Below are 24,013 nucleotides of genomic sequence, written 5' to 3'. Positions count from 1 at the left end.
CGTTCAGCGGCCGAGATAGGCGCGCCGGACCGCCGCATCGCGCCGCAGCGCCGCGGCCTCGCCCTGCAGCACGACGCGCCCGGTCTCGAGCAGGCAGGCCCGGTCGGCGAGATCGAGGGCGAGCGCGGCGTTCTGCTCGACCAGCAGCATCGCCACCCCGGCCTCGGCGCGCAGCCGCGCGAGGGCGCCGAAGACCTCCCGCACCGCCAGCGGCGCGAGGCCGAAGGAGGGCTCGTCGAGCAGCAGGAGGCGCGGACGCAGCAGCAGGGCGCGGGCGATGGCGAGCATCTGCTGCTCGCCGCCGGAGAGGGTGCCGGCCTGCTGCCGCCACCGCTCCCGCAGGCGCGGGAAGAGGGTGAGCGCGCCCTCGAGGTCCGCCGCCACCGCCGCGCGGTCGCGCCGCGTGATGGCGCCGAGGCGGAGGTTCTCCTCCACCGTCAGCTCGGCGAAGGTGCCGCGCCCGTCCGGGACATGGGCGATGCCGCGCCGGGCGATCGCCTCGGTCGGCAGGCCGTCGATCCGCTCCCCGGCGAAGCGGACCTCGCCGCTCGCCGCGATCATGCCGCACAGCGCGCGCAGGATGGTCGTCTTGCCCGCGCCGTTGGCGCCGAGCAGCGCGGTGACGCCGCCCTCCTCGACCGCGAGCGCGACGCCGTGCAGCACCGGCGGGCCGCCGTAGCCGGCGGTGAGGGCGCGGGCCTCAAGCAGCGTCGCCATGCGCCGCCGCCCCCTCGCCGAGATAGGCGCGGATCACCGCCGGCTCGGCGCGCACCGCCTCCGGCGTGCCGTCGGCGATCTTCTCGCCGAAGTCGAGCGCGACCACGCGGTCCGACACGCTCGTCACCAGGTGCATGTGGTGCTCGACGAGCAGGATGCTGAGCTCGAATTCCCGCCGGATGCGGAAGAGCAGCCGCGCCAGGCGGTAGACCTCCTCGTGGTTCAGCCCGCCCGCCGGCTCGTCGAGCAGCAGGAGCTTCGGTCCGGCGGCGAGCGCGCGGGCCAGCTCGACCCGCTTCTGCGTGCCGAAGGGCAGGCGCCCGACCGGCGCGTCCGCCACCGCCTCGAGCGAGAGCAGCGCCAGCAGGCGCCGTGCGGTCTCCTCCGCCTCGCGCTCCTCGCGCCGCACCCGGCCGCCGAGCCGCAGCGCGTTGGCGAGGAAGCCCGAGCCGGCGAGGGGGTGCGCCCCGGCGAGCACGTTCTCGCGCACGGTAAGGCTGCGGAACAGCGCCGTGTGCTGGAAGGTGCGGCCGATGCCGAGCCTGGCGCGGGCATGGCGCGGCACGCGCGAGAGGGCGACGCCCTCGAAGCGGATCTCGCCCGCCGCCGGGCGGCAGAGGCCGCTGATGCAGTTGAACAGCGTGGTCTTGCCCGAGCCGTTCGGCCCGATCAGGCCGCGGATCTCGCGATGCCCGACCTCGAAGGAGACACCCGCGAGCGCCACCACGCCGCCGAAGCGCACGACCACTCCCTCGACCTCCAGCAGGGGCGGGGGCGTGGCGGCGGGGGCGGCCATCGGCGCCGGGATCAGGTGGCGCCGGAGACGCGCGGCAGCACCGCGTCCAGCGCCGCGTTGAACGCCTCCGCCGCCTCGTAGGCGACCCAGTGGCCGGCGCCGGGGATGACGTGGATCGCCGCCTCCGGCCGCAGCTCGCGCAGCAGCGCGAGGCGCAGGTGCAGGTTCGGCCAGGCGATCGCGTCGCGCTCCCCGTAGATCGCGGCGAGCGGCGCGGTCGCGCGCTCGATCGCCTCGCGCAGGGAAGGGGTGTGGGCGAGCGGGCGGCTGCGCAGCCGCGCATGCACCGTGTTCCACTCCTGGATCGCGAGCGCGAGGCCGTCGATCCGCGCCGGATCGGCGAACATCAGCGAGGCGAGGTTGAAGCGGTGCGCCGCGAGCCGCGCCGCGCCCTGCTTGTCCCGCACCTTCTGGAGCGGCGTGTGGCCGCGCGCGAGGCCGAGCGCGCCGGCGCCGACGATGGTCAGGCTGCGCACCCGCTCGCCCTCGGCGGCGGCGACGTGGCCGGCGATGTTGGCGCCGTAGGAGAAGCCGACGAGGTCGTAGCGGGCCTCCCCGCCGAGCAGGGCGCGCAGGCCGGCGGCAACGATCCCCGCGGTGGCGCCGGGTTCGATCGGCGGCGGCGGCATGGCGGACTCGCCGAGGCCGGGCAGGTCCGGCGCCAGCACCAGCCGCCTGCGGGCGAAATGCGCGATGTTGCGCGCCCAGTGGCGCCAGGAGCCGGAGCCGCCGTGCAGCAGCACGAGCGGCGGGCCGTCGCCCCAGGCGCGCCAGACCATGTGGCCCTCGCCGCAGGGCGTCTCGGACCGTCGCGCGGCGGCGTCGAGGCGGGCGAGGGCAGCCTCGGGCGCCTCCGCCGCCGGGGCTGGGGCGGGCATCGTTCCGGACGTGGCGGGCGCCTCCGATCGCATTCGGCCTCCGTCGTGACTCGCTGCCCCGCGCGGAAGGGGCTGCGGATGGCCTTAAGCGGACGCGCGCCCTTCGGCAATCCCGTCGCCCCCCGGCCCGCAATAGGCGCCGTCGCGCGCCACCAGCCGCCCGGCGTGGAACACGAGGCGCCGCGGCGGATGGGCGCCGATCGCGTCCGGGATGCACTGCGCGGGCAGGGTGAAGAAGGTCGCGGGGCGGCCGGGGGCGAGGCCGTGCCCGGCGATGCCGAGCGCCGCGGCGCCCTCGCTCGAGGCCATGGCGAACAGCTCCTCCAGCAGCGGGTCGTGGCGCAGGTCGGCGCGCCAGCCGATGATCGCGGCGCGCTCCAGCATGTCGCCGGTGCCGTAGGGGCTCCAGGTGTCGCGCACGTCGTCGTTGCCGCAGAACACGCGCACGCCGGCGCGGCGCAGCAGCATCAGCGGCGGCAGCGCGGCGCCGCCCGCGCCGTGCGTGACCAGCGCGACGCCGGCCTCGGCCATCATCTCCGCGGCCGCCTGCTGCCTCGATTCCGCGATGCCGCCGAGGCAGAAGCCGTGGCTCACCGTCACCCGGCCCCGCATGCCGAGCGCGGCGGCGCGCGCGCAGATCTCCTGCAGGCTGAACAGGCCGAGCTCGCCCGGCTCGTGCAGGTGGATGTCCACGCCGACGCCGCGCCGCTCGGCGATGGCGAAGATCGCGTCGAGCTGGCCCTTCGGGTCGCGGTCGATCTCGCAGGGGTCTATGCCGCCGACCAGGTCGGCGCCGGCGCGGATCGCGGCGTCGAGCAGCTCCGCGACGGCGCGCGGCCCGTGGCGCATCACGCCGGCCTGCGGGAAGGCGACGACCTGCACCGTGACCGCGCCGGCGTGGGCCTCGCGCGCGGCCAGCACGCCCTCCAGCGCGGCGAGGCCGAAGGCCGGGGTGATGTCCGCGTGGGTGCGGATGTGCGCCGTGCCGTGGGCGACGCAGCGGCGGATCAGGTGGCCGGCGCGCGCCGCGGTGGAGAGGGGCAGGGCGGGTAGCACGCGCTGGTCGGTGGCGATGCGGCTCGGCCGGTTGGGCTCGGCCGCGTGCGGCGTCCAGGGCAGGCCCATCAGGGTCTTGTCGAGGTGCATGTGCCCGTCCACGAGGCCGGGCAGCACCAGGTCGCCGGCCAGGTCGAACACCGCCGCCGCGCCGGCCCCGGGCGGCGGGCCCTCGCCCAGGGCGGCGATGCGGCCGTCGCGGATCAGGATGTGCGCGCCCTGCCGCCCGTCGGGGAGGCGGGCGTTCAGAAGCAGCAGATCGCTCGGGTCACGGGCCATGGCGCGGCGGCTCCCGGTCTGGCGCGGGGGAGGGGATTGATCCACGGCCCGCGGCCCGGGCCAAGGCCGGCCTATCCTCGGCCGCGCCGCTGCCGCGCCTCCCGGCGCGCCGCGCGCCATGGCGTCCTCCGCCATCTCCCGTGCCTCCTTGCGCCGGTGGCCGGCCGCGGCCAGCATCGCCCCGGCGCCCGCGTCCGGCAGGCGTGCTTCGCCGCGACCGGCCCGATGGAAACGAGATGAGCCCCCTCGACGACCTCAGCGCGCTCTCCGCCTGCTGCCCGGCCCTGACCGCGCCGGCCGACATCGAACCCTATGCCCGCGACTGGTCCGGGCGCTACGCTCATCCGCCCCGCGCCGTGCTGCGCCCCGGCAGCGCCGAGGAGGTCGCCGCCGCGCTGCGCGCCTGCGCCGCGGCGGGGCTCGCGGTGGTGCCCGCGGGCGGGCGCACCGGCCTCTGCGGCGGCGCGGTGCCGCGCGCGGACGGGCCGCCCGCGGTGGTGCTGAGCCTCGAGCGCATGAACCGCATCCGCGCCGTGGACGCGCGCGACTTCAGCATCACGGTGGACGCCGGCTGCACCGTGCGCGCGGTGCAGGAGGCCGCGGCGGCGGCGGGCCGGCTGTTCCCGCTCTCCTTCGGCGCCGAGGGCTCGGCGCAGATCGGCGGCGCGCTCTCGACCAACGCCGGGGGCATCCGCACCATCCGCTGGGGCAATGCGCGCGACCTGGTGCTGGGGCTGGAGGTGGTGCTGCCGGACGGACGCGTGCTGAACGACCTGCGCCGCGTGCGCAAGGACAACACGGGCTACGCGCTGCGCCACCTGTTCATCGGCGGGGAGGGGACGCTCGGCGTCATCACCGGCGCCGCGCTGAAGCTCGCCCCGGCGCTGCGCGCGCGCGAGACCGCGTTCCTCGCGGTGCCCTCGCCGGCGGCGGCGCTGGCGCTGCTCGACCGGCTGTCGTCGAACGGCGCGGAGCTGATCGGCTTCGAGCTGATCGGCCGCTGGCCGCTGGAGCTGGTGCGCCGCCACGCGCCGCGCGCGCGCCTGCCCTTCGCGCTGGAATCGCCGTGGTACGTGCTGCTCGAACTCGGCACCGCCGCCGCCGGGGCCGACCTGCGCACGCCGCTGGAGGGCGCCCTCGCCGCCGCGGTCGAGGCCGGCGAGGCGGGCGAGGCGGTGATCGCCGAGAGCGAGGAGCAGCGCGCCGCGCTCTGGTACCTGCGCGAGATCATGCCGGAGTGCAACCGCGCCGAGGCGCCGAGCGTCTCGGCCGACACCTCGGTCCCCGTCTCCGCCGTGCCGTCCTTCCTCGCCGAGGTCGAGGCGGCGCTCGCCGCGCGCTGGCCGGAGGGGAAGCTGATCGCGGTCGGCCATGCCGGCGACGGCAACGTCCACATCGCGCTCCAGGCGCCGCGCGGCACGCCGCGCGAGGCCTGGCACCGCGACGCCGAGGCGATCGAGGACACGGTGAACCGCATCGCCGTCGCGCACGGCGGCAGCTTCAGCGCCGAGCACGGCATCGGCCAGTCCAAGCGCCACGCCATGGCGGCGCTGCGCGACCCGGTGGCGCTCGACCTGATGCGGGCGATCAAGGCGGCGCTCGATCCGCGCGGCCTGATGAACCCGGGCAAGATGCTGCCCTGAGCGGGAAGGAGGCCGGCCGCATGGCGACCGGGAACGAGGGCCGCATTCGCCTCGTGCCGCCCGGCGGGGGCGAGGAGCACTGGCAGCCGCAGCCGGCGAACGGCTGGATCTCGATCCTCGCCGCGCCGGGGATGGCGGGCGCGCCGTGCGGCGCGAGCGTCGGGCTGCAGGAGCTGCCGCCGCTCGGCAAGATCCGCGAGCACGCGCACCCGGCGCAGGACGAGTACTTCTTCTTCCTCGAGGGCGAGGGTCTGGCGCGGCTCGACGGCGTGGTGCGCCGCATCCGCCGCGGCAGCTTCCTGTTCGCCGGCGCCCGTGCGCGGCACGGCTTCATCAACGACGGCGCGGGGCCGTTCCGCTTCCTGTGGATGCTCGCGCCGGCGGGGCTGGAGGAATTCTTCCGCGCCATCGGCAGGCCGCGCGGCGCGGGCCGGCCCGATCCGACGCCATATCCGCGCCCCGCCGATGTCGGCGCGATCGAGCTGGCGACGGTGTTCGAGACGCTCGACCCGCCGCCGCCGCCCCCCTGGGACGCCGCGCCGATCACCGACGCCGCCGTGCTGGAGCCGCTGCGGCGCGCCGCGGTCTGATCAGCGATAGGCCGCCTCGTCGGTGACGTAGCCCGCTGCCAGGTCCGCCGCCAGCGCCGCCGGGTCGCGCACGCGCGGGTCGCCGTGGCCGCCGCCGCCCGGCGTCGCCAGGCTCACCGTGTCGCCGTGGCACAGCACGTATTGCCGCTTCGGGTCCACCGCCTCGCCGTTGATGCGCAGCGCGCCGGTCGCGCCGGGGCGGCCGCCCTCGATGCCGAAGGCGGGGATCACGGTGCGCTCGGCGAGGAAGGAGACGGCGATCGGCGTCTCCGACCGGCTCTCGATCAGGATCTCCTGGCCGAGCCCGCCGCGGTGCCGGCCCGCGCCGCCGCTGTCCGGCCGCAGGCGCTTGTGGTGGAAGCGCAGCGGCGCGATGTGCTCGCTGAGCTCGATGCTGGTCGAGGAGACGTTGGAGGGCCAGGAGAGGCAGGTCACGCCGTCGCCGCGCGCGTTGCCGCCCATGCCGCCGTTGTAGAAGAACATGTTGGCGTAGGGCCGGCCGTTCGCGCGCACGCCCGACTGGTTCATCCCCCACATCGGCGAGCCGCAGGCCGCCATCACGCGCTCCGGCACCACCTGGCCGAGGCAGCCGAAGACCAGCATCGGCAGGTAGTGCCCGATCAGCATGCGCGAGCCGCCGGAGGCCGGGAACTGCGGGTTGACGATGCAGCCGGGCGGCGCGGTGATGGAGATCGGCCGCCAGGCGCCCTCGTTGTTCGGCAGGGCGGGGCTGGTGCAGACCTTCACCCCGTACATGGTCATCGCGTAGGTGTAGCAGAGCGCGCAGTTGATCGCCCGGTCCACCTGCGCGTCGGTGCCGGTGTAGTCCACCTCGATCGAATCGCCCTTCACCGTCAGCGCCATGCGGATGGTGATCGGGGTGTCGAGCAGGCCGTCGGTCTGCAGCTCGCTGCGGTAGGTGCCGTCCGGCAGGGCGGCGATGGCGGCGCGCATGGCGCCCTCGCAGCGGCCCTGGATCTCGGCGGCGAGGTCCGCCAGGTCGGGCAGGTCGTGCCCCGCCATCAGGCCGAGCAGGCGGTCCTCCATCAGGTCGAGCGCGACCACCTGCGCCCAGAGGTCGCCGAGCGTCTGCTCCGGCGTGCGCACGTTCTGGCGGATCATCGCCACCAGCGTCTCGTCCGCCGCGCCGCGGCGCATCAGCTTGAGCGGCGGGATCTGCAGGCCCTCCTCGAACACCTCGCGCGGCTCGGGGCTGCGGATCTTGCCGCCGATGTCGGGCGCGTGCGCGGTGGAGGCGCTGAACGCCACCAGCCGCCCGCCGCGGAAGATCGGCTTCGCCACGGTGATGTCCGGCAGGTGCCCGGTGCCGAGCCAGAGGTCGTTGGTGATCAGCACGTCGCCGGGCTCCAGCGACTCCGGCGGGAAGAAGCGCAGGAAGTGCTTCACCGTGGCGGGCAGGGTGCCGATGAAGCTCGGGATGCTCTCCGTCGCCTGCACCAGCGACTGCCCGCGGGCGTCGGTGACGATGCAGGAGAAGTCGTAGCTCTCGCGCACCAGGGTCGAGAAGGAGGTGCGCACCAGCGCCGCCGCCGCCTCGTCCACCAGCGAGATCAGGCGGCGCCAGAGCAGTTCGAGCTCGATGGGATCGAAGGTGCGGCGGGTCATGCGTCGTCCGGCATCTCGGCGAGGATGGAGCCGTCGGGCAGCACGCGGGCGCGGGCGCCGGGGCCGATGATGAAGGTGCTCTCGTCCTCCTCGAACACGGCGGGGCCGTCTATGGGCATGCCGGGCGGGAGGGCGTAGCGGTCGTAGACGGGGGTCGCGATCTCGCCGCGCGCGTCGGGAAAGAAGACGGGGCGCGTGCCCTTCCGCATCCCGGCGCCCGGCGCACGGGCGAGCCGCAGCCGCGCCTCGGCGCCCGGCATGGGGGCGCTGAGCGTGAGGCGCAGCGCGACGAACTGGATCGCGGCACCCGGCGGCGTGCGGGCGAAGAGGCCGCGGTACTCCGCCTCGAAGGCCTCGCGCACCGCGGCCTCCGCCAGCGGTTCCGGCATGGCGACGGTGATCTCGGACCCCTGGCCGATGTAGCGCATGTCGGCGAGGCGGCGCGGCACCGCGCGGGCCAGATCGGCGCCGGTCTCCGCGAGCACCCGGCGGGCCTCCTCCGCCAGCCGCGCGAACAGCGTCTCCGCCGCGGCGAAGTCGGCCTCGGCGAGCGGCGCGTTGAAGGAGGCGACGCGGTCCACCCGCGCGGGCGCCATCAGCATGCCGAAGGTGCTGCCCACCCCCGCGCCCGGCGGGCAGACCACGCGCCGCACGCCGAGCTTGCGCGCGACGTGCCAGGCGTGCACCGGCCCCGCGCCGCCGGTGGCGAGCAGCGCGTACTCGCGCGGGATGCGCCCGCGCTCGGCGATGGCGACGCGCGCCGCGCCGGCCATGTTCTCGTCCACCACGTCGTGCACGCCGACCGCGGCGCGCGCCGCGTCCACGCCGAGCGCGCCCGCCAGCCCGCCCAGCGCCCGCTCCGCCGCCGCGCGGTCGATCCGCATCGCGCCGCCAAGGAAGAAGCCGGCGTCGAGATAGCCGAGCGCGAGATCCGCGTCCGTCACCGTCGGCTCGGTCCCGCCGCGGCCGTAGCAGGCCGGGCCGGGCTGCGCGCCGGCGCTCTCCGGCCCCACCTGCAGCGTCCCGAGCTCGCCGCGCCGCGCGATGGAGCCGCCGCCGGCGCCGATCTCGATCAGCTCCACGGTCGCGATCTGGACCGGCAGGCCGGAGCCGCGCAGGAAGCGCTTCTCCCGCGCCGCCTCGAAGCCGTAGGCGACGAGCGGCTCGCCGTTGTCCACCAGGGCGAGCTTCGCCGTGGTGCCGCCCATGTCGAAGGCGAGCACGCGCTCCAGCCCCGCCGCGCGGCCGAAGAAGGCGCCGGCGAGCGCGCCCGCCGCCGGGCCGCTCTCCAGCAGCTGCACCGGCGCGCGCTTCGCCTCCGCCACATGCGTCAGGCCGCCGTTCGAGAGCATCAGGAACAGCCCGCCCGCGATCCCCTCGGCGCGCAGCGCCGCCTCCATCCGGTCGAGATAGCGCTCGGCGAGGGGGCGGACATAGGCGTTCGCCACCGTCGTGCTGGCGCGCGGATACTCGCGGATCTCCGGCGCGATGTCGGAGGAGAGCGAGAGGGAGAGGTGCGGGAAGCGCCGCGCGATCGCCTCCGCCGCCGCGCGCTCGTGCGCCGGGTTGGCGTAGGCGTGCAGGAAGACGATGGCGAGGCTCTCGACGCCCTGCGCGACCAGCGCCTCCGCCTCGCGCAGCGCGCCGTCGAGGTCGAGCGGGACCTCCACGCTGCCGTCCGGCGCCAGCCGCTCGCGCGCCTCGCGCCGCCAGGGGCGCGGCACCAGCGGCTTCGGCATGGCGATGAACAGGTCGTAGAGCTCGTACTTCCGCTCGCGCCCGATCTCCAGCACGTCGCGGAAGCCGGCGGTGGTGAGCAGGCCGGTGCGCGCGCCCTTGCGCTCGATCAGCGCGTTGGTGAAGAGCGTCGTCGCGTGCACCACGCGCGCCACCTCGCCGGCCCGCGCGCCGGCGCGCTCCAGCACGCGCCGCGTGCCCTCCAGCGCGCCGCGCGCCGGGTCGTCCGGCGTGGTGCTTTCCTTCCAGAGCACCGCGCGGCCGTCGCGCGGGTCGAGCAGGACGAGGTCGGTGAAGGTGCCGCCGATGTCTATGCCGAGCGAGAGATGCACCGGGAAGTCGTCCCTTGTCCGCGTGTCCGTGGCCTGCCGCGTCTGGTCGCGCCCGGTGCGGGCGGCCGCGGCGGCCGGGCGTGGCGGGATCGAGGCCACCTGCCGGCGCCCGACGGCCGGCCGGGGGCGGGCACCGCCCGCTGCCGGCGACCCGTCCGGGCCAGCCGCGGCATTGCCCGTGCTGCCTCTCGATCCCGCATCCGCGCATGGAGGCATGGACCGCGTCCGCGGGCAAGCCGGGCCGGCGGCGCCCGCGGCCGAGCGCGCGCGGCGCTTGCGGCCCGACTCGCCGCCGCGATAGCGTCGGCGGCATGGCCGCCCGGGCGCAAGACCCGTGGCGGGCCGGGCTCCAAGGAGGAAACCCGCGATGACCACCACGTCCCGACGCGGCCTGCTCGTGGCCGGCGCCGCCGCCGCCCTCGCGCGCCCCGCGATCGCGCAGGGGCGCTATCCGCAACGTCCCGTCACCATCATCTGCCCCTGGGGCGCCGGTGGCGGCACCGACCAGACCGCACGGATCGTCGCCGCGGTGCTCGAGAAGGACCTCGGCCAGCCCTTCAACGTGGTCAACCGCACCGGCGGCTCCGGCGTCGTCGGCCACTCGGCGATCGCGCAGGCGCCGCCGGACGGCTACACGATCGGCATCATCACGGTCGAGATCGCGATGATGCACTGGCAGGGGCTGACGCAGCTGACGCCGCGCAGCTACACGCCGCTCGCCCTGATGAACGAGGATCCGCCGGGGGTGCAGGTCAACGCCTCCTCGCCGCACCGCGACATCCGGTCGCTGGCGGACGCGATCAAGGCGAGCCGCCCCGGGCAGCTCAAGGCCTCGGGCACCGGGCAGGGGGGGATCTGGCACCTCGCCCTGGTCGGATGGCTGCAGGCGATGGGGCTGCCCGGCGACCACGTGCGCTGGGTGCCCTCGAACGGCGCGGCGCCGGCGATGCAGGATCTGGCCGCGGGCGGCGTGGACCTCGTCACCTGCTCGGTGCCGGAGGCGCGGGCGATCATCGAGGCGGGGCGGGCGCGTTCGCTCGCGGTGATGGCGCCGCAGCGCAACCCGATCTTCCCGGACGTGCCGACGCTCAAGGAGACGCTCGGCATCGACTACAGCACGGGCGCCTGGCGCGGCTTCGCCGGGCCGCTGAACCTGCCGCGGGAGATCGCGAGCACGCTGACCGCGGCGCTCGACCGGGTGTACAGGTCGAACGAGTACATCGAGTTCATGAACGCCCGGGGCTTCGGCCGCACCTGGGGCAATGCCGAGGAATTCGCGGCCTTCATGGACCGCTCCAACCGGGCCATGGGCGAGGCGATGCGCGCCGCGGGCCTCGCGCGCGGCTGACGGCGGGAGGATGCCGGGGCCGCCCTACGCGGCAGCCCCGGCCCTCCCGCGAGCGCGCAGGGCCCAGGCCACGACCGGCCAGAGCAGCGCGCCGGCGGTGATCGTCGCCAGCACCGCCGAGACCGGCCGTTCGAAGAACGGCAGCAGGCTGTTGTCCGACTTGATGAGCGAGGTGACGAAGTTCGTCTCGACCATCGAGCCCATGATGATGCCGAGCACCATCGCCGCCACCGGGAAGCCGTTGCGTTCCATCACGAAGCCCAGCACCCCGAAGGCCGCCACCACCACCACGGCGAACAGGTTGTTGCCGATCGCGAAGGCGCCCACCGCGGCGAGCAGGACGATCACCGGCAGCACCGCGGAGCGCGGGGCGCGCAGCACCAGCGTCGCCAGCCGGATCATCGCGATGCCGAGCGGGATCAGGATGACGTTGGCCATGATAAAGATGATGTAGAGCGCGTACATGCTGGAGGCGCGCTCGGTGAACAGCGTCGGCCCCGGGTTGAGCCCCTTCATGTAGAGCACCCCGATGGCGATCGCCGTGATCGTGTCGCCCGGGATGCCGAACAGCAGCGCCGGCACCCATCCGGAGGCGAGCGAGGCGTTGTTGGCCGCGCCCGACTCGACCAGGCCCTCCGGATGGCCCGTCCCGAACTTCTCCTTCTCCCTGGAGAACCGCTTGGACACGGAGTAGCTCACCCAGGCGGCCATGTCGGCCCCGGCGCCCGGCAGCACGCCGATCAGCACGCCGACGACGTTGCCGCGCCACATCTGGCCCTGGTAGCGCCTGGTCAGCGCCCACTGCCCCCTGAGGATCGAGCCGAAGCGCCTCCGCGGCAGCCGCGCCGGCTCGGGCGAGACCATCGCCCGCATCACCTCGGAGATGGCGAAGACGCCGACCAGCGCCGGGATGGGCTCGATGCCCCCGAGCAGGTCGGTGAGGCCGAAGGTGAAGCGCGGCGTCCCCGCCGGGTTCTCGATGCCGACGCAGGAGATCAGCAGGCCGATCAGCATCGCCGCGATCGCCTTCACCGGCGAGGAGCGCGCCACCAGCGTCGCGCACATCAGCCCGAGCAGGGCGAGCCAGAAATACTCGAAAGACGAGAAGCTCAGCGCGATCTCGGCGAGCGCGGGGGCCATCACCATCAGCGCGACGGTGCCGACGATGCCGCCGATCGCGCTGAACCACAGGCCGATGCCGAGCGCCATCTCCGGCCGGCCCTTGCGCGTCATCGCATACGCCTCGTCGGTGTAGGCGGCCGAGGCCGGCGTGCCCGGGATCCGCAGCAGGGCGCCCGGTATGTCCCCCGCGAAGATCGCCATCGCCGAGGCGGCGATGATCGTCGCCACCGCCGCGATCGGCGAGAGGTAGAAGGTGATCGGCACCAGCAGTGCCGTCGCCATCGTCGCCGTCAGGCCGGGCAGCGCCCCGACTACGAGTCCGTAGACCGCGGCCGCGAAGACCGCGACCAGCACGTCGGTCGCGGCGACCAGCCGGAGGCCCTCGAGAAGCTCACTCATCGGGCGGCCCCTACCATGGCGCCGGCAGCATGCCGTCCGGCAAGGGCACGCGCAGCAGCCTGGAGAACACGACGTGCACGGCAAGCGGCGCGGCCACTGCCAAGGGCAGGGCGATGCGCAGCCGCGCGCCGAGCGCGAGCGCCGTGACCAGCACGAGGACCGCCGCGGTCGGCAGGAATCCGAGCCGCTCGACGACGAGCACGTAGAGGATCAGCAGCGCCGGCGGCAGCAGCGCCCGCAGGCCACCGAAGCGGGAGGCGGGACGAGGAGGGGGAGCGCCGGGGGCGGCGCCTTCGGCGTCCGCCGGCCCGGGCGCCTCGAAGCTGCGGCCGATGCCGAATGCGACCATCGCGCCGCAGCCGATCAGGCCCGCGCCGATCACCATCGGGAACACGCTCGGTCCGACGTCCTGGCCCGGAACCCCGGGCAGCAGCGAGCCGCCATAGGCGGCGAGCGCGCCGAGGCCGGCGAGGATCGCCCCGCTCACCCGATCCGGCAGATGCATCGCCCGTCCCCTCTCGGTTTCTCGTATGGTCGGCGCGTCGGGCCGGCGCCGACTAGCGCATGCACCGCAGGAAGACCGTCGAGGGGTGCGCGATGTCGCCCACCTCGGCGGCGCTGCGCAGCGGCTCGGCGCTGTCGGCCAGCCGCGGCTCGACGCCGTGGCGCCGGAGGAACGCGATCGCCTCTCCGCCCTTCACCGCGAAGTTCACGTTCTGCGGGATGTCGCCGGTGCGCTGCGCCACGCGCTGGGCGTTGAGCTTGCCCACCACCACCCCTGCGACGTGGCCGGACATGTCGAGCAGCGGCCCGCCGGAATTGCCCGGCTGGACCGGCGCGCTGATCTGGAACTGCCGCGGATTGTCGCCGAGCCCCGCGAGCGCCGAGATCTCCCCCGTCGTCAGGGTCGGACCGGAAGAGAGCAGCCCGGCCAGCGGAAAGCCGTAGGTCACCACGCTCTCGCCGCGCCGGATCTCGGGCGCGCCCCGGAAGGCGAGCGGCGGGCCCGGATCGCCACCGCCCTGCACGGCGAGCAGCGCGAGGTCCCGCTGGCGGTCGGCGGCGATGACGAGGGCGCGCATCTCCGCGCCGCTCGCGGCGCGCGCGCGCATCTCGGCGCAGCCGTCCGCGACGTGATGGTTGGTGAGCAGGCGGCCGGGCGCGACCACGAAGCCGGTGCCGGAGGCCACCGGCCGCATGCCGTCGCGCGGTGCGCCGGGCGGGCCTGGCGGGCCCGCCGGGGCCGGCGCCGGCTTGGCGGCGGGCAGGCCGGCGACTTGCGGCGGGCGCGCGGGCGCCGCCGGCGGCGCGCCGGCCGGCCCGAGAGGGGCAGCGCCGAGCGGCGGCGGCTTCATCGCCGGTGTCGCGCCCGGCGGCGGGAACCCGCCCTGGGGCCCAGGCGCGCCCAGTGGCGGCGGCTTGGACTGCGCCAGCGCGCCGCCGCCGGCGGCGGCGCCGAGCATGACCGCGACCGCGGCGGTCGGCAGGAAGGGGAGGGCGGCGCGCATGGGCAAAGGGTGCCGGCGGCGCTGCCCGGCGGTCAACGTCCGCGAAGAGGAGCGCCGGCACGCGACCCTGCCGCCCGTCCGCCGCGCCCTGGCGGCGCGCTCCGGGCCCCGCGGGGCGGGCAGGCCCGGCCGGTCGTGCTACCGTGCACATTTCCGAATCGCAGGATCAGCCGGCGCGTGAGCGGCTTCGTCCACCTCCATGTCCATTCCGCCTATTCGCTGAGCGAGGGCGCGATCAAGGCCGACAAGCTCGCGAGCCTCGCCCGCGAGGCCGGCATGCCGGCGGTGGCGCTGACCGACACCGCCAACCTGTTCGGCGCGCTGGAATTCGCCCAGGCCTGCGCGGGAAAGGGGGTGCAGCCGATCATGGGCTGCCAGCTCTTCCTCTCGCGCAGCGCCGCCGACCCGCGCCCCGAGGCGGAGCGGCTGCCGCCCGATCCCTTGGTGGCCCTGGCGACGGATGCGCAGGGGCTCGACAACCTGCAGCGCCTCTCCTCGCTCGGCTTCCTCGCCGACGATCCCTCCGGCAGGCCCTGCCTCCGCCTCGACACCCTGGCCGAGCACGCGGCGGGGCTGATCCTGCTCACCGGCGGCACGGTCGGACCGATCGCCCGCCTGCTCGCCGAGGGCCGGCGCGAGGCGGCGGAACGGCTGCTGGCGCGGCTCCGGGAGGCCTTCCCCGACCGGCTCGCGGTCGAGCTGCACCGCCACGGCCTCGAGCTCGACCGCGCGGTGGAGCCCGGGCTGCTCGCCCTCGCCGATGCCGCCGGCCTGCCGATCGTCGCCGCCAACGACGTCTATTTCGCCGACCCCGCGATGCACGCGGCGCACGACGCGCTGCTCTGCATCGCCGAGGGCCGCGTCCTCACCGAGCCGGACCGCCGCCGCGTCACGCCGGAGCACTGGTTCAAGCCGGCGGAGAGGATGCGCGCCCTGTTCGCCGACCTGCCGGAGGCCTGCGACAACACCCTCGCCATCGCCCGCCGCTGCGCGGTCATGGTCGAGCCGCGCAAGCCCGAGCTGCCCGTCTGCCCCAAGGTCCAGCCCGGCATGACGGAGGCCGAGACGGTGCGCGACATGGCCCGCCGCGGCCTCGAGGCCCGGCTCGACGCCATGGGCGCCGACGCGGCGACGCGCGAGCGCTACCGCGCGCGGCTCGACTACGAGCTCGGCGTGATCGAGACGATGGGCTTCTCCGGCTACTTCCTGATCGTCGCCGACTTCATCCAGTGGGCGAAGGCCCGGGGCATCCCGGTCGGGCCGGGCCGCGGCTCCGGCGCCGGCTCGGTCGCCGCCTGGGCGCTGACGATCACCGACCTCGACCCGATGCGCTTCGGGCTGCTGTTCGAGCGGTTCCTGAACCCCGAGCGCGTCTCGATGCCGGACTTCGACATAGATTTCTGCCAGGACCGGCGCGACGAGGTGATCGAGTACGTGCGCCGCGAGTACGGCGCCGACCGGGTGGCGCAGATCATCACCTTCGGCAAGCTCCAGGCCAAGGCGGCGGTGCGCGACGTCGGCCGGGTGATGGGCCTGCCCTACGGCCAGGTGGACCGCATCGCCTCGCTGATCCCCTTCAACCCCGCCAAGCCGGTCACGCTCCAGCAGGCGATCGAGGCCGAGCCGCGGCTGCAGGAGATGCAGAAGGGCGACGAGACGGTGGCGCGCCTGCTCGAGATCGCGCAGCAGATCGAGGGCCTCTACCGCAACGCCTCCACCCACGCCGCGGGCGTGGTGATCGGGCGCCGGCCGCTGATCGAGATCGTGCCGCTCTACCGCGACCCGCGGAGCGAGATGCTGATCACCCAGTACTCGATGAAGCACGTCGAGCAGGCGTCGCTGGTGAAGTTCGACTTCCTCGGCCTGAAGACGCTGACGGTGATCCAGCGCACGCTGGAGATCCTGAAGGCCCAGGGGATCGCGCTCGACATCGCCCGCATCCCGCTCGACGACCCGAGGACCTACGAGATGCTGCGCCGGGGCGACGCCGCCGGGGTGTTCCAGTTCGAAGGGCAGGGGATGCGCGACTGCCTCCGGCAGATGCGCGTGGACCGGTTCGAGGACCTGATCGCCGCGGTCGCGCTCTACCGCCCCGGCCCGATGGCCAACATCCCCGCCTACTGCGCCCGCAAGCACGGCGAGCCGTGGGAGCCGCCGCACCCGAAGATCCGCCACATCCTGGAAGAGACCTACGGCATCATGGTCTACCAGGAGCAGGTGATGCAGATCGCGCAGGAGCTCGCCGGCTACTCGCTCGGCGCCGCCGACCTGCTGCGCCGGGCGATGGGCAAGAAGATCCGCTCCGAGATGGAGCAGCAGCGCAAGGTGTTCGTCGAGGGCGCGGTGGCGCGCGGGGTGGACGCCGCCAAGGCCGGCGAGATCTTCGACCTGATGGAGCGCTTCGCCGACTACGGCTTCAACAAGTCGCACGCCGCCGCCTACGCGCTGGTCAGCTACCAGACCGCCTGGCTGAAGGCGAACCACCCGGTCGCCTTCCTCGCCGCCTCGATGTCGCTCGACCTCGACAAGACGGAGAAGCTCGCGGGCCACATGCAGGAGGCGGCGCGGCTCGGCATCGCCGTGCTGCCGCCGGACGTGAACCGCTCGGCGGCGGAGTTCGCGGTGGAGGCAGGCCCGGACGGCAGGCCCGCGATCCGCTTCGCGCTCGCCGCGGTGAAGCGGGTCGGGCTCGGCGCGATGCGCGAGCTGGTGGCGGAGCGGGCGCGGGGCGGGCCCTTCGCCTCGGTCGCGGACTTCGCCGGGCGGGTGGACCCGAAGCTCCTCAACAAGATGCAGCTCGAGAACCTGGCCAAGGCCGGGGCCTTCGACTCGCTGGAGGGGAACCGCGCCCGGCTGGTCGCCGGCGCCGAGACGATCCTCCGCCGCGCCCAGGCCGCGGCCGAGGAGCGGGCGAGCGGCCAGATCGGCCTGTTCGGCGACGGCACCGCCCGCGCCGAGCCGCTCCGCCTGCCCGCCATCCCCGACTGGCCGCAGCTCGAGCGCCTCGCCCACGAGGCGGAGGCGGTGGGGTTCCATCTCTCGGCCCATCCGCTCGACACCTACGCCAAGGCGCTGAAGCGGCTCGGCGTCGTCCCCTCGGCGCGGATCGCCGAGCGGGCGAGGGCGGGAGCGGCGCGGCTGAAGCTCGCCGGCACGGTGGTCGCGACCAAGGAGCGGACGACCCGCACCGGCAGCCGGATGTGCTGGGTGACGCTCTCCGACGCCCAGGGGTCCTTCGAGGTGACGCTGTTCTCCGAAGTGCTGAACCGCTGCCGCGACCTGCTGGCCGAGGGCACCGCGGTCCTCGTCACCGCCGAGGCGCGGCTGGAGGGCGAGACGCTGCGCCTGACCGCGAGCGAGGTCGAGGCCCTGGAGAAGGCGGCGCAGGGGGTGGGCCAGGGCATCCGCCTCTGGCTCGAGCAGACCGAGGCGGTGGAGCACATCCGCGCGCTGCTGCACCGCGAGGGCCGCGGCCGCGGGCGGGTGGTGCTGGTCCCGCGCACCGGCCCGGGCCAGGAGGTGGAGATCGCGCTGCCCGGCGGCTTCCAGGTGAGCCCGCGGTTGATGCAGGCGATGAAGGTGCTGCCCGGGGTGTCGCAGGTGGAGGAGCTCTGACGCCGCGCCGGAGCCTGGCGGCCCGCGCCGTTCGCGGAACGTCCGGCGGACACGGAGCGGGCGAGGCCCCCGGCCGCGGCATTTTCCCCAGCTTATCCCCAGCGGCGCATAGTTTCCATAATACATCTTATGCGGCATTAGCCCGCTGTGGATTGCGGTCGGGCACTCCGCGCCGGCGGCCATCGCGCCCCTGCCGGCGCGGCCTCCCGTCCCGGCCCCCCTCGGGCGCGGCCGCGATCCGCGCTAGCCTCGCCGCGTCGCGCCGGCCGACCCGCGCCGGAGCGCACTCCGCGGGCGCCCGGCGCGTTCCATGCCTCGGCCAGGAAGGAGTCTCCCATGCCTCCGTCGGAGGAATCCGCGGCGACGGCGCTCGAGCGCCTGCTCCAGGTGATGGCCCGGCTGCGCGACCCGGTCGCCGGCTGCCCCTGGGACCGGATGCAGGACTTCGCGAGCATCGCGCCCTACACCATTGAAGAGGCCTACGAAGTCGAAGCCGCCATTCGCCATGGTGATGACGGCGGCCCCGACTGGGCGGCGCTCGAGGACGAGCTCGGCGACCTGCTCTTCCAGGTCGTCTATCACGCACAAATGGCCTGGGAATCCGGTCAGTTCGGCTTCGCCGCCGTCGCGGACCACATTGCTAGGAAGATGGTCAGGCGCCACCCGCACGTCTTCGGCGAGGACGAAGCGAGAACGGCCGAGGAACAGAGCCTCGCCTGGGAGGCCCAGAAGGCCGCCGAGCGCGCCGCCCGGGCCGAGACCGGCACCCTTGCCGGCGTGCCCGTCGCCCTCCCCGCCCTCACTCGCGCCGCCAAGCTCACCCGCCGCGCCGCGCGGGTCGGCTTCGACTGGCCCGACGCCCTCTCCGTCCTCGACAAGCTCGAGGAGGAGGCGGCCGAACTGCGCGCCGAGCTGCGCCCCGGCCAGCCCGCGCCCGACCGCGCCCGGCTGGCCGACGAGGTGGGCGACCTGCTCTTCGTACTGGCGAACCTGGCGCGGAAACTCGACCTTGACCCGGAGGACTGCCTGCGCGCGGCGAACGCCAAGTTCGAGCGGCGCTTCAGCGCGGTGGAGCAGGCCCTCGCCGCGGCCGGACTCGCCCCGGCCGACGCCACGCTGGAGGCGATGGAGGCCCATTGGCAGGCCGTGAAATCCGCGGAACGCGACGGGCGGTGACGGACAGGCCCTCGCCCGGTGCCGCGATCCCCTGCCGGGCCGGGCCGTCCGTCGCGGCCAGGACCGCCGCCCGGCGGCGGGCATCCGGCATTCCGCGCGCCGGCCCGGCATCGCGCCTCGCCATCGGTGGCGTCGCGGCTCCCTGCACGGTCGGTCAGCCGTCCGATCCTGCCGATCCGCGCGCCCGGCAGGGGGCGAACGAGCCGCACGCGACCTTGCGCGGGCCCGGCTTGCGGCGCCAGTCGATCCGTATTTTCCTTCCTCCCTCCCTGGCTGCGGCGGCTTCCCGCCGCGCGCGCATGGGCCAGATCACCCGCAGGCCGAGGACCCGCAGCCGAGGAGAGTCGGGCTCTCCCCGCCGCGGCCCGCCGGAAAGGAGCGACAAGAATGACGACCGGGCTGCACGCGCGCCGCTCGCTGTTGCGCCAGACCGCCGCCGCGGCGGCTGCCACGCTCGCCGCGCCCGCCCTCGTGCTCGCCCAGCAGCCGGCGCATGGCGGCGGGAACGGCGCGGCGGGACCGATCCGCATCGGCGAGATCAACAGCTACACCGCCATCCCCGCCTTCCTGCACCCCTACCGCAACGCCTGGCTGCTTGCCCAGGACGAGGTCAACGCGCAGGGCGGCATCCATGGCCGCCCGCTCGAGACCGTGTTCCGCGACGACGCCGGACGGCCCGAGGACGCGGTGCGCCACGCCGGGGAGCTGGTGAACGTCGAGCGGGTCCACCTGCTGGCCGGGGCCTTCCTCTCCAATGTCGGGCTCGCCATCTCCGACTTCGCCAACCAGCACCGGCGGCTGTTCGTCGCCTCGGAGCCGCTGACCGACGCGCTGGTCTGGTCGCGCGGCAACCGCTTCACCTTCCGGCTCCGCCCCTCCACCTACATGCAGTCGGCGATGCTGGTGGAGGAGGCGGCGAAGCTGCCTGCCCGGCGCTGGGCGATCGTCGCCCCGAATTACGAGTACGGGCAGAGCGCCGCGCGCTGGTTCAAGGAGCTGCTCACCCGCGCCAGGCCGGATGTGCAGTTCGTCGCCGAACAGTTCCCCGCCCTCGGCCGGATCGACGCCGGCGCGACGGTGCAGGCGCTGGCCGGGGCCAGGCCGGAGGCGATCTTCAACGTCACCTTCGCCCAGGACCTCACCAACTTCGTCCGCCAGGGCAACACCCGCGGCCTGTTCGAGCGCCGCCACGTCGTCTCGCTGCTGACCGGCGAGCCGGAATACCTGCTGCCGCTCGGCGACGAGGCGCCGGAGGGCTGGATCGTCACCGGCTACCCCTACGCCGACCTCGACAACCCGCGGCACAACGCCTTCCGCGAGGCCTATCGCCGGCGCTTCAACGAGGAGCCGCGCTGCGGCAGCGTGGTCGGCTACGACACCGTCACCGCCATCGCGACGATGCTGCGCAGGACCGGCGGGGCGACCGGGACCGACGCGATGATCGAGGCGATGCGCGGCCTGCGCTTCCCCACCGTGTTCGGCACCGCCGAGGTGGAGTTCCGCGCCATAGACCACCAGTCCACGCTCGGCGCCTTCGTCGGCAAGACGGCGCTGCGCGACGGGCGGGGCGTGATGGTGGACTGGCGCTACGCCGACGGCGCGAAGTACCTGCCGCCGGACGAGGCGGTGCGCCAGATGCGGCCGCAATCGGCCTCGTGAGCCCCCTGCCCCCGCCGGCGGCCGGGCCTCGCCCTGCTCCCGCGAGCCTGCGACGGGGACCGCGAACGCCGCCGGGCGGCGCGCGCCGCGGCACCCGGCTACGGCGCCCCACTCCCGCCGCATGGACGCGCTGATCCTCCAGGCGCTGAACGGCCTCGCCAGCGCCTCCTCGCTGTTCCTGGTCGCCTCGGGCCTGACGGTGATCTTCGGCGTCAGCCGCATCGTCAATTTCGCCCATGGCAGCCTCTACATGCTCGGCGCCTACATCGGCTGGACGCTGGTGACGCGCCTCGCCGGGGACGGCGCGCCGGGGCCGCTCGGCTTCTGGGGCGGGGTCCTGCTCGCCGCGCTCGCCGTCGGGCTGGTCGGCGTGGTGATCGAGGTGCTGCTGCTGCGCCGGCTCTATCGGGCGCCGGAGCTGTTCCCGCTGCTCGCGACCTTCGGGGTGGTGCTGATCGTGCAGGACCTGGCGCTCTGGATCTGGGGGCCGCAGGACCTGCTCGGCCCGCGCGCGCCGGGCCTGCGCGGCGCGGCGGAGCTGCCGCTGCTCGGCCTGCGCTTCCCCCGCTACGAGCTGTTCCTGATCGCGCTCGGCCCGGTGGTGCTCGGCCTGCTCTGGCTGCTGTTCCACCGCACCCGCTTCGGCGTGCTGGTCCGCGCCGCGACCGAGGACCGCGAGATGGTCGGCGCGCTCGGCGTGGACCAGCGGGCGCTGTTCACCGGCGTGTTCTTCCTCGGCGCCGCCCTCGCCGGCCTCGCCGGCGCGCTGCAGCTGCCGCGCGAATCGGTGAACCTGCACATGGACCTGGCGGTGATCGTCGAGGCCTTCGTGGTCGTGGTGGTGGGCGGGCTCGGCTCGCTCGGCGGCGCCTTCCTCGCCGCGCTGCTGATCGGCGAGCTGCACGCCTTCGGCATACTCATCTTTCCGCGCATCACCCTGGTGCTGGTCTTCCTGGTGATGGCGGTGGTGCTGGTGCTGCGCCCGCACGGCCTGCTCGGCGCCGCCCCGGCCGGGGCCGCGCCCGCCGCCGCCGGCGCGGCCGAGCCGGTGGTCCGCCCCGCCCCCGCCCCGGTGCGCCGGCTCGGCCTCGCGGCCCTCGCTCTCGCCTTCGCCCTGCCGCCCTTTCTCGGCGACTACGCGCTGAGCGTCCTCGCCGACCTCGCCGTGTTCGTCCTGTTCGCCACGAGCCTCCACCTCCTCATGGGCCCCGGCGGCATGGCGAGCTTCGGCCACGCCGCCTATTTCGGCATCGGCGCCTATGCGGCGGCGCTGCTGGCCCACCACCTCGCGGCGCCGATGGCCGCCGGCATCGCCCTCGCCCCGATCGCGGCGGGCCTCGCGGGGCTCGGCTTCGGCTGGTTCTGCGTGCGGCTCTCCGGGGTCTATTCGGCGATGCTCACCCTCGCCTTCGCGCAGATCGCCTGGTCGGTCGCCTTCCAGTGGGTCGAGGTCACGGGCGGCGACAACGGCATCCTCGGCGTCTGGCCCGATCCCTGGGCGCGCGACCGGCTGGTCTTCACCTATCTCGTCCTCGCCCTCTGCGCCGGCGCCGGCTTCCTGCTGCTGCGCGCGGTGCACGCGCCCTTCGGCTACGCGCTGCGCGCCCTGCGGGACAGCGGGCCGCGGGCGGCGGCGATCGGCATTCCCGCGGTGCCGGTCCGCTGGCTCGCCTTCGCCCTCGCCGCCGCCATGGCGGGCATCGCCGGCGCGCTCTTCGCCTACGGCAAGGGCAGCGTCTTCCCCACCCTGCTCGCCATCCCGCGCAGCGTGGACGCGCTGCTGATGGTGCTGCTCGGCGGGGTGCAGACCGTGACCGGGCCGATCTGGGGCGCCCTCGCCTACGCCGGGCTGTCGGAGCAGCTCGTGCGCGCGACCGGGCACTGGCGCCTGGTGCTCGGCCTCGCCATCGTGGCGCTGGTGCTGTTCTTCCCCGAGGGCCTCGCCGGCGCGGCGCGGCGGCGGTGGGAGGCGCGCATGGCCGCCGCGCGGCCATGAGCGTGGCGGCGGCCACGCCTCCCGTTCTCGAGGCGCGCGGCCTGGTGCGCAGCTTCGGCGGGGTGCGGGCGGTGGACGGCGTCTCGCTCGCCGTGCGGGCGGGCGAGCTGCTCGCCCTGATCGGCCCGAACGGCGCCGGCAAGACCACCTGCTTCAACCTGATCGGCGGCCAGCTCCGCCCGGAGGCCGGCACGGTGCGCCTCGCCGGCGCCGACATCACGGGCCTGCCGCCGCCGCGCGTCTTCCGCGCCGGGGTCGGGCGCACCTTCCAGATCACCGCGACCTTCGGCTCGATGACCGTGCGCGAGAACGTGCAGATGGCGCTGCTCTCGCACGCCCGGCGCCTGTTCGGCCTGTGGCGCCCGGCGCGCGAGCGGATGCGCCGGGAGGCCGAGGCGCTGCTCGCGCGCGTCGGCATGGCGGAGCAGGCGGAGCGGGCCTGCGGCGTGCTCGCCTACGGCGACCTCAAGCGGGTCGAGCTCGCCATCGCGCTCGCCGGCGCGCCGCGCCTGCTGCTGATGGACGAGCCGACCGCCGGCATGGCCCCGGCCGAACGCGGCGCGCTGATGGCCCTGGTCGTCCGCCTCGCGCGCGAGTCCGGCATCGCCGTGCTGTTCACCGAGCACGACATGGACGTGGTGTTCGGCCATGCCGATCGCGTGGTGGTGCTCGACCGCGGCCGGGTGCTGGCGGAGGGGACGCCGGAGGCGGTGCGCGCCGACCCGCGCGTGCGCGCCGCCTATCTCGGGTGGATCTCGGTGTGACCGGGCCTGCCGCGGCGCCCCCTCTGCTGGCGGTGGAGGGGCTGGAGGCGCGCTACGGCCGCGCCCGCATCCTGGCGGGGCTCACCTTCCACGTCGCGCGCGGCGAGGTGGTGGTCCTCCTCGGCCGCAACGGCGCGGGCAAGAGCACGACGCTCAAGGCGATCATGGGGCTGGTGCCGCCCGCCGCCGGGCGCGTGCGCCTCGAGGGGCGCGATCTCGCCGGCCAGCCGCCCTTCCGCATCGCCCGCGCCGGGCTCGGCTACGTGCCGGAGGAGCGGCGCATCTTCGCCGGGCTCACGGTGCGCGAGAATCTCGCGGTCGGGATGCGTCCGGCCCCGGCCGGGCAGCGCGGCTGGACGGAGGAGCGCCTGTTCGCGCTGTTCCCTGCCCTCGCCGCGCTGCGCGACCGCCCGGCGGGACGGATGAGCGGCGGCGAGCAGCAGATGCTCGCCATCGCCCGGACGCTGGCGGGCAATCCGCGCCTGCTGCTGCTCGACGAGCCCTCCGAGGGGCTGGCGCCGGTGGTGGTGGAGCGGCTGGCCGAGGCGGTGCGGGCGCTGCGGGCGGAGGGTCTCGGCATCCTGGTGTCGGAGCAGAACCTGCGCCTCGCCGCCGCGGTCGGCGACCGGGCGCTGATCCTGGAGACCGGCGCGATCCGCTGGGCGGGTCCGCTCGCCACGCTGCTGGCCGAGGAGGCGCTGCGGGCGCGCTACCTCGCCGTCTGATGCCGGCGGCATCGGTCGCCGGCGACGCCAGGGGCGCCGACGCGGCC

18 protein-coding genes are annotated in these 24,013 nt (G+C 75.2%); 9 read left to right on the top strand and 9 right to left on the bottom strand.

The genetic code is table 11. The features are described from left to right. Nucleotides 1-3 precede the first annotated feature (3 nt). The 4 genes from IEX99_RS06685 to IEX99_RS06670 all read right to left on the bottom strand — a co-directional run bounded on the left by IEX99_RS06685 (nt 4) and on the right by IEX99_RS06670 (nt 3,726). Complete coding sequence (locus IEX99_RS06685) at nt 4-717, bottom strand: ABC transporter ATP-binding protein (RefSeq protein WP_188899234.1); 714 nt, start codon at nt 715-717, stop codon at nt 4-6. Continuing rightward, nucleotides 701-1,513: an ABC transporter ATP-binding protein gene (locus IEX99_RS06680; protein ID WP_188899233.1), complete on the bottom strand. Its 813-nt coding sequence runs from the start codon at nt 1,511-1,513 to the stop codon at nt 701-703. Before IEX99_RS06680 ends, IEX99_RS06685 begins: the two co-directional genes overlap by 17 nt. A gap of 11 nt (nt 1,514-1,524) precedes the next feature. After that, nucleotides 1,525-2,391: an alpha/beta fold hydrolase gene (locus IEX99_RS06675; protein WP_188899232.1), complete on the bottom strand. Its 867-nt coding sequence runs from the start codon at nt 2,389-2,391 to the stop codon at nt 1,525-1,527. An 84-nt stretch (nt 2,392-2,475) separates the two neighbouring features. Continuing rightward, nucleotides 2,476-3,726 carry an amidohydrolase gene (locus tag IEX99_RS06670; protein ID WP_188899231.1) on the bottom strand — a complete coding sequence of 417 codons (1,251 nt, stop codon included), beginning with the start codon at nt 3,724-3,726 and terminating at the stop codon, nt 2,476-2,478. A gap of 236 nt (nt 3,727-3,962) precedes the next feature. Here IEX99_RS06670 and IEX99_RS06665 point away from each other — a divergent pair, with 236 nt between their 5' ends. Next, nucleotides 3,963-5,369, top strand: a complete 1,407-nt coding sequence (locus IEX99_RS06665) for an FAD-binding oxidoreductase (RefSeq protein WP_188899230.1) — start codon at nt 3,963-3,965, stop codon at nt 5,367-5,369. Between the two features lie 20 nt (nt 5,370-5,389). Continuing rightward, nucleotides 5,390-5,959, top strand: coding sequence for a cupin domain-containing protein (locus IEX99_RS06660; RefSeq protein WP_188899229.1), 570 nt, complete (start codon nt 5,390-5,392; stop codon nt 5,957-5,959). On the opposite strand, the gene IEX99_RS06655 is transcribed toward IEX99_RS06660, so the two are convergent. Together IEX99_RS06655 and IEX99_RS06650 are read right to left on the bottom strand one after the other, a co-directional pair. After that, nucleotides 5,960-7,585: a hydantoinase B/oxoprolinase family protein gene (locus IEX99_RS06655; protein WP_188899228.1), complete on the bottom strand. Its 1,626-nt coding sequence runs from the start codon at nt 7,583-7,585 to the stop codon at nt 5,960-5,962. It abuts the gene before it with no gap. Further along, the gene (locus tag IEX99_RS06650; protein ID WP_229677848.1) at nt 7,582-9,654 is read right to left on the bottom strand and encodes a hydantoinase/oxoprolinase family protein; all 2,073 of its coding nucleotides are present in this window, start codon (nt 9,652-9,654) and stop codon (nt 7,582-7,584) included. Before IEX99_RS06650 ends, IEX99_RS06655 begins: the two co-directional genes overlap by 4 nt. Nucleotides 9,655-10,021: 367 nt before the next feature. Between IEX99_RS06650 and IEX99_RS06645 the strand changes: the two genes are divergently transcribed. Further along, on the top strand, nt 10,022-11,002 hold the full coding sequence (locus tag IEX99_RS06645) for a tripartite tricarboxylate transporter substrate binding protein (RefSeq protein ID WP_188899226.1): 981 nt from the start codon (nt 10,022-10,024) through the stop codon (nt 11,000-11,002). A gap of 24 nt (nt 11,003-11,026) precedes the next feature. Here the strand turns inward: IEX99_RS06645 and IEX99_RS06640 are convergent, their stop codons facing one another. From IEX99_RS06640 to IEX99_RS06630, 3 genes are read right to left on the bottom strand one after another with little or no spacing between them, the layout of a single operon-like run. Continuing rightward, nucleotides 11,027-12,523: a tripartite tricarboxylate transporter permease gene (locus IEX99_RS06640; protein ID WP_188899225.1), complete on the bottom strand. Its 1,497-nt coding sequence runs from the start codon at nt 12,521-12,523 to the stop codon at nt 11,027-11,029. Nucleotides 12,524-12,533: 10 nt separating this feature from the next. Beyond that, complete coding sequence (locus IEX99_RS06635; protein WP_188899224.1) at nt 12,534-13,028, bottom strand: tripartite tricarboxylate transporter TctB family protein; 495 nt, start codon at nt 13,026-13,028, stop codon at nt 12,534-12,536. Between the two features lie 52 nt (nt 13,029-13,080). Continuing rightward, entirely contained in the window at nt 13,081-14,031 is a 951-nt protein-coding gene (locus IEX99_RS06630) for a S1 family peptidase (RefSeq protein WP_188899223.1), read from the bottom strand. A gap of 177 nt (nt 14,032-14,208) precedes the next feature. Here IEX99_RS06630 and dnaE point away from each other — a divergent pair, with 177 nt between their 5' ends. From dnaE to IEX99_RS06600, 6 genes are all read left to right on the top strand, one after another. Beyond that, complete coding sequence (gene dnaE, locus IEX99_RS06625; RefSeq protein ID WP_188899222.1) at nt 14,209-17,646, top strand: DNA polymerase III subunit alpha; 3,438 nt, start codon at nt 14,209-14,211, stop codon at nt 17,644-17,646. 336 nt (nt 17,647-17,982) lie between these two features. Next, a complete protein-coding gene (mazG, locus tag IEX99_RS06620; RefSeq protein WP_188899221.1) occupies nt 17,983-18,822 on the top strand; it encodes a nucleoside triphosphate pyrophosphohydrolase in 840 nt (279 codons plus the stop codon). 387 nt (nt 18,823-19,209) lie between these two features. Next, nucleotides 19,210-20,481, top strand: coding sequence for an ABC transporter substrate-binding protein (locus IEX99_RS06615; protein WP_188899220.1), 1,272 nt, complete (start codon nt 19,210-19,212; stop codon nt 20,479-20,481). Nucleotides 20,482-20,602: 121 nt separating this feature from the next. Then, nucleotides 20,603-22,477 (top strand): ABC transporter permease, encoded by a 1,875-nt coding sequence (locus IEX99_RS06610; RefSeq protein ID WP_188899219.1) that lies wholly within the window; start codon nt 20,603-20,605, stop codon nt 22,475-22,477. After that, nucleotides 22,474-23,241 carry an ABC transporter ATP-binding protein gene (locus tag IEX99_RS06605; RefSeq protein WP_188899218.1) on the top strand — a complete coding sequence of 256 codons (768 nt, stop codon included), beginning with the start codon at nt 22,474-22,476 and terminating at the stop codon, nt 23,239-23,241. The genes IEX99_RS06610 and IEX99_RS06605 overlap by 4 nt, the downstream gene beginning before the upstream one ends. After that, nucleotides 23,238-23,966 carry an ABC transporter ATP-binding protein gene (locus tag IEX99_RS06600; RefSeq protein ID WP_456304521.1) on the top strand — a complete coding sequence of 243 codons (729 nt, stop codon included), beginning with the start codon at nt 23,238-23,240 and terminating at the stop codon, nt 23,964-23,966. The genes IEX99_RS06605 and IEX99_RS06600 overlap by 4 nt, the downstream gene beginning before the upstream one ends. Nucleotides 23,967-24,013: the final 47 nt, after the last annotated feature.

It is taken from the genome of Caldovatus sediminis (genome assembly GCF_014644455.1).
Lineage (GTDB): Bacteria > Pseudomonadota > Alphaproteobacteria > Acetobacterales > Acetobacteraceae > Caldovatus > Caldovatus sediminis.
Note: the sequence above shows the minus strand (reverse complement) of the source record. Positions and strands in the feature narration are given on the sequence as shown.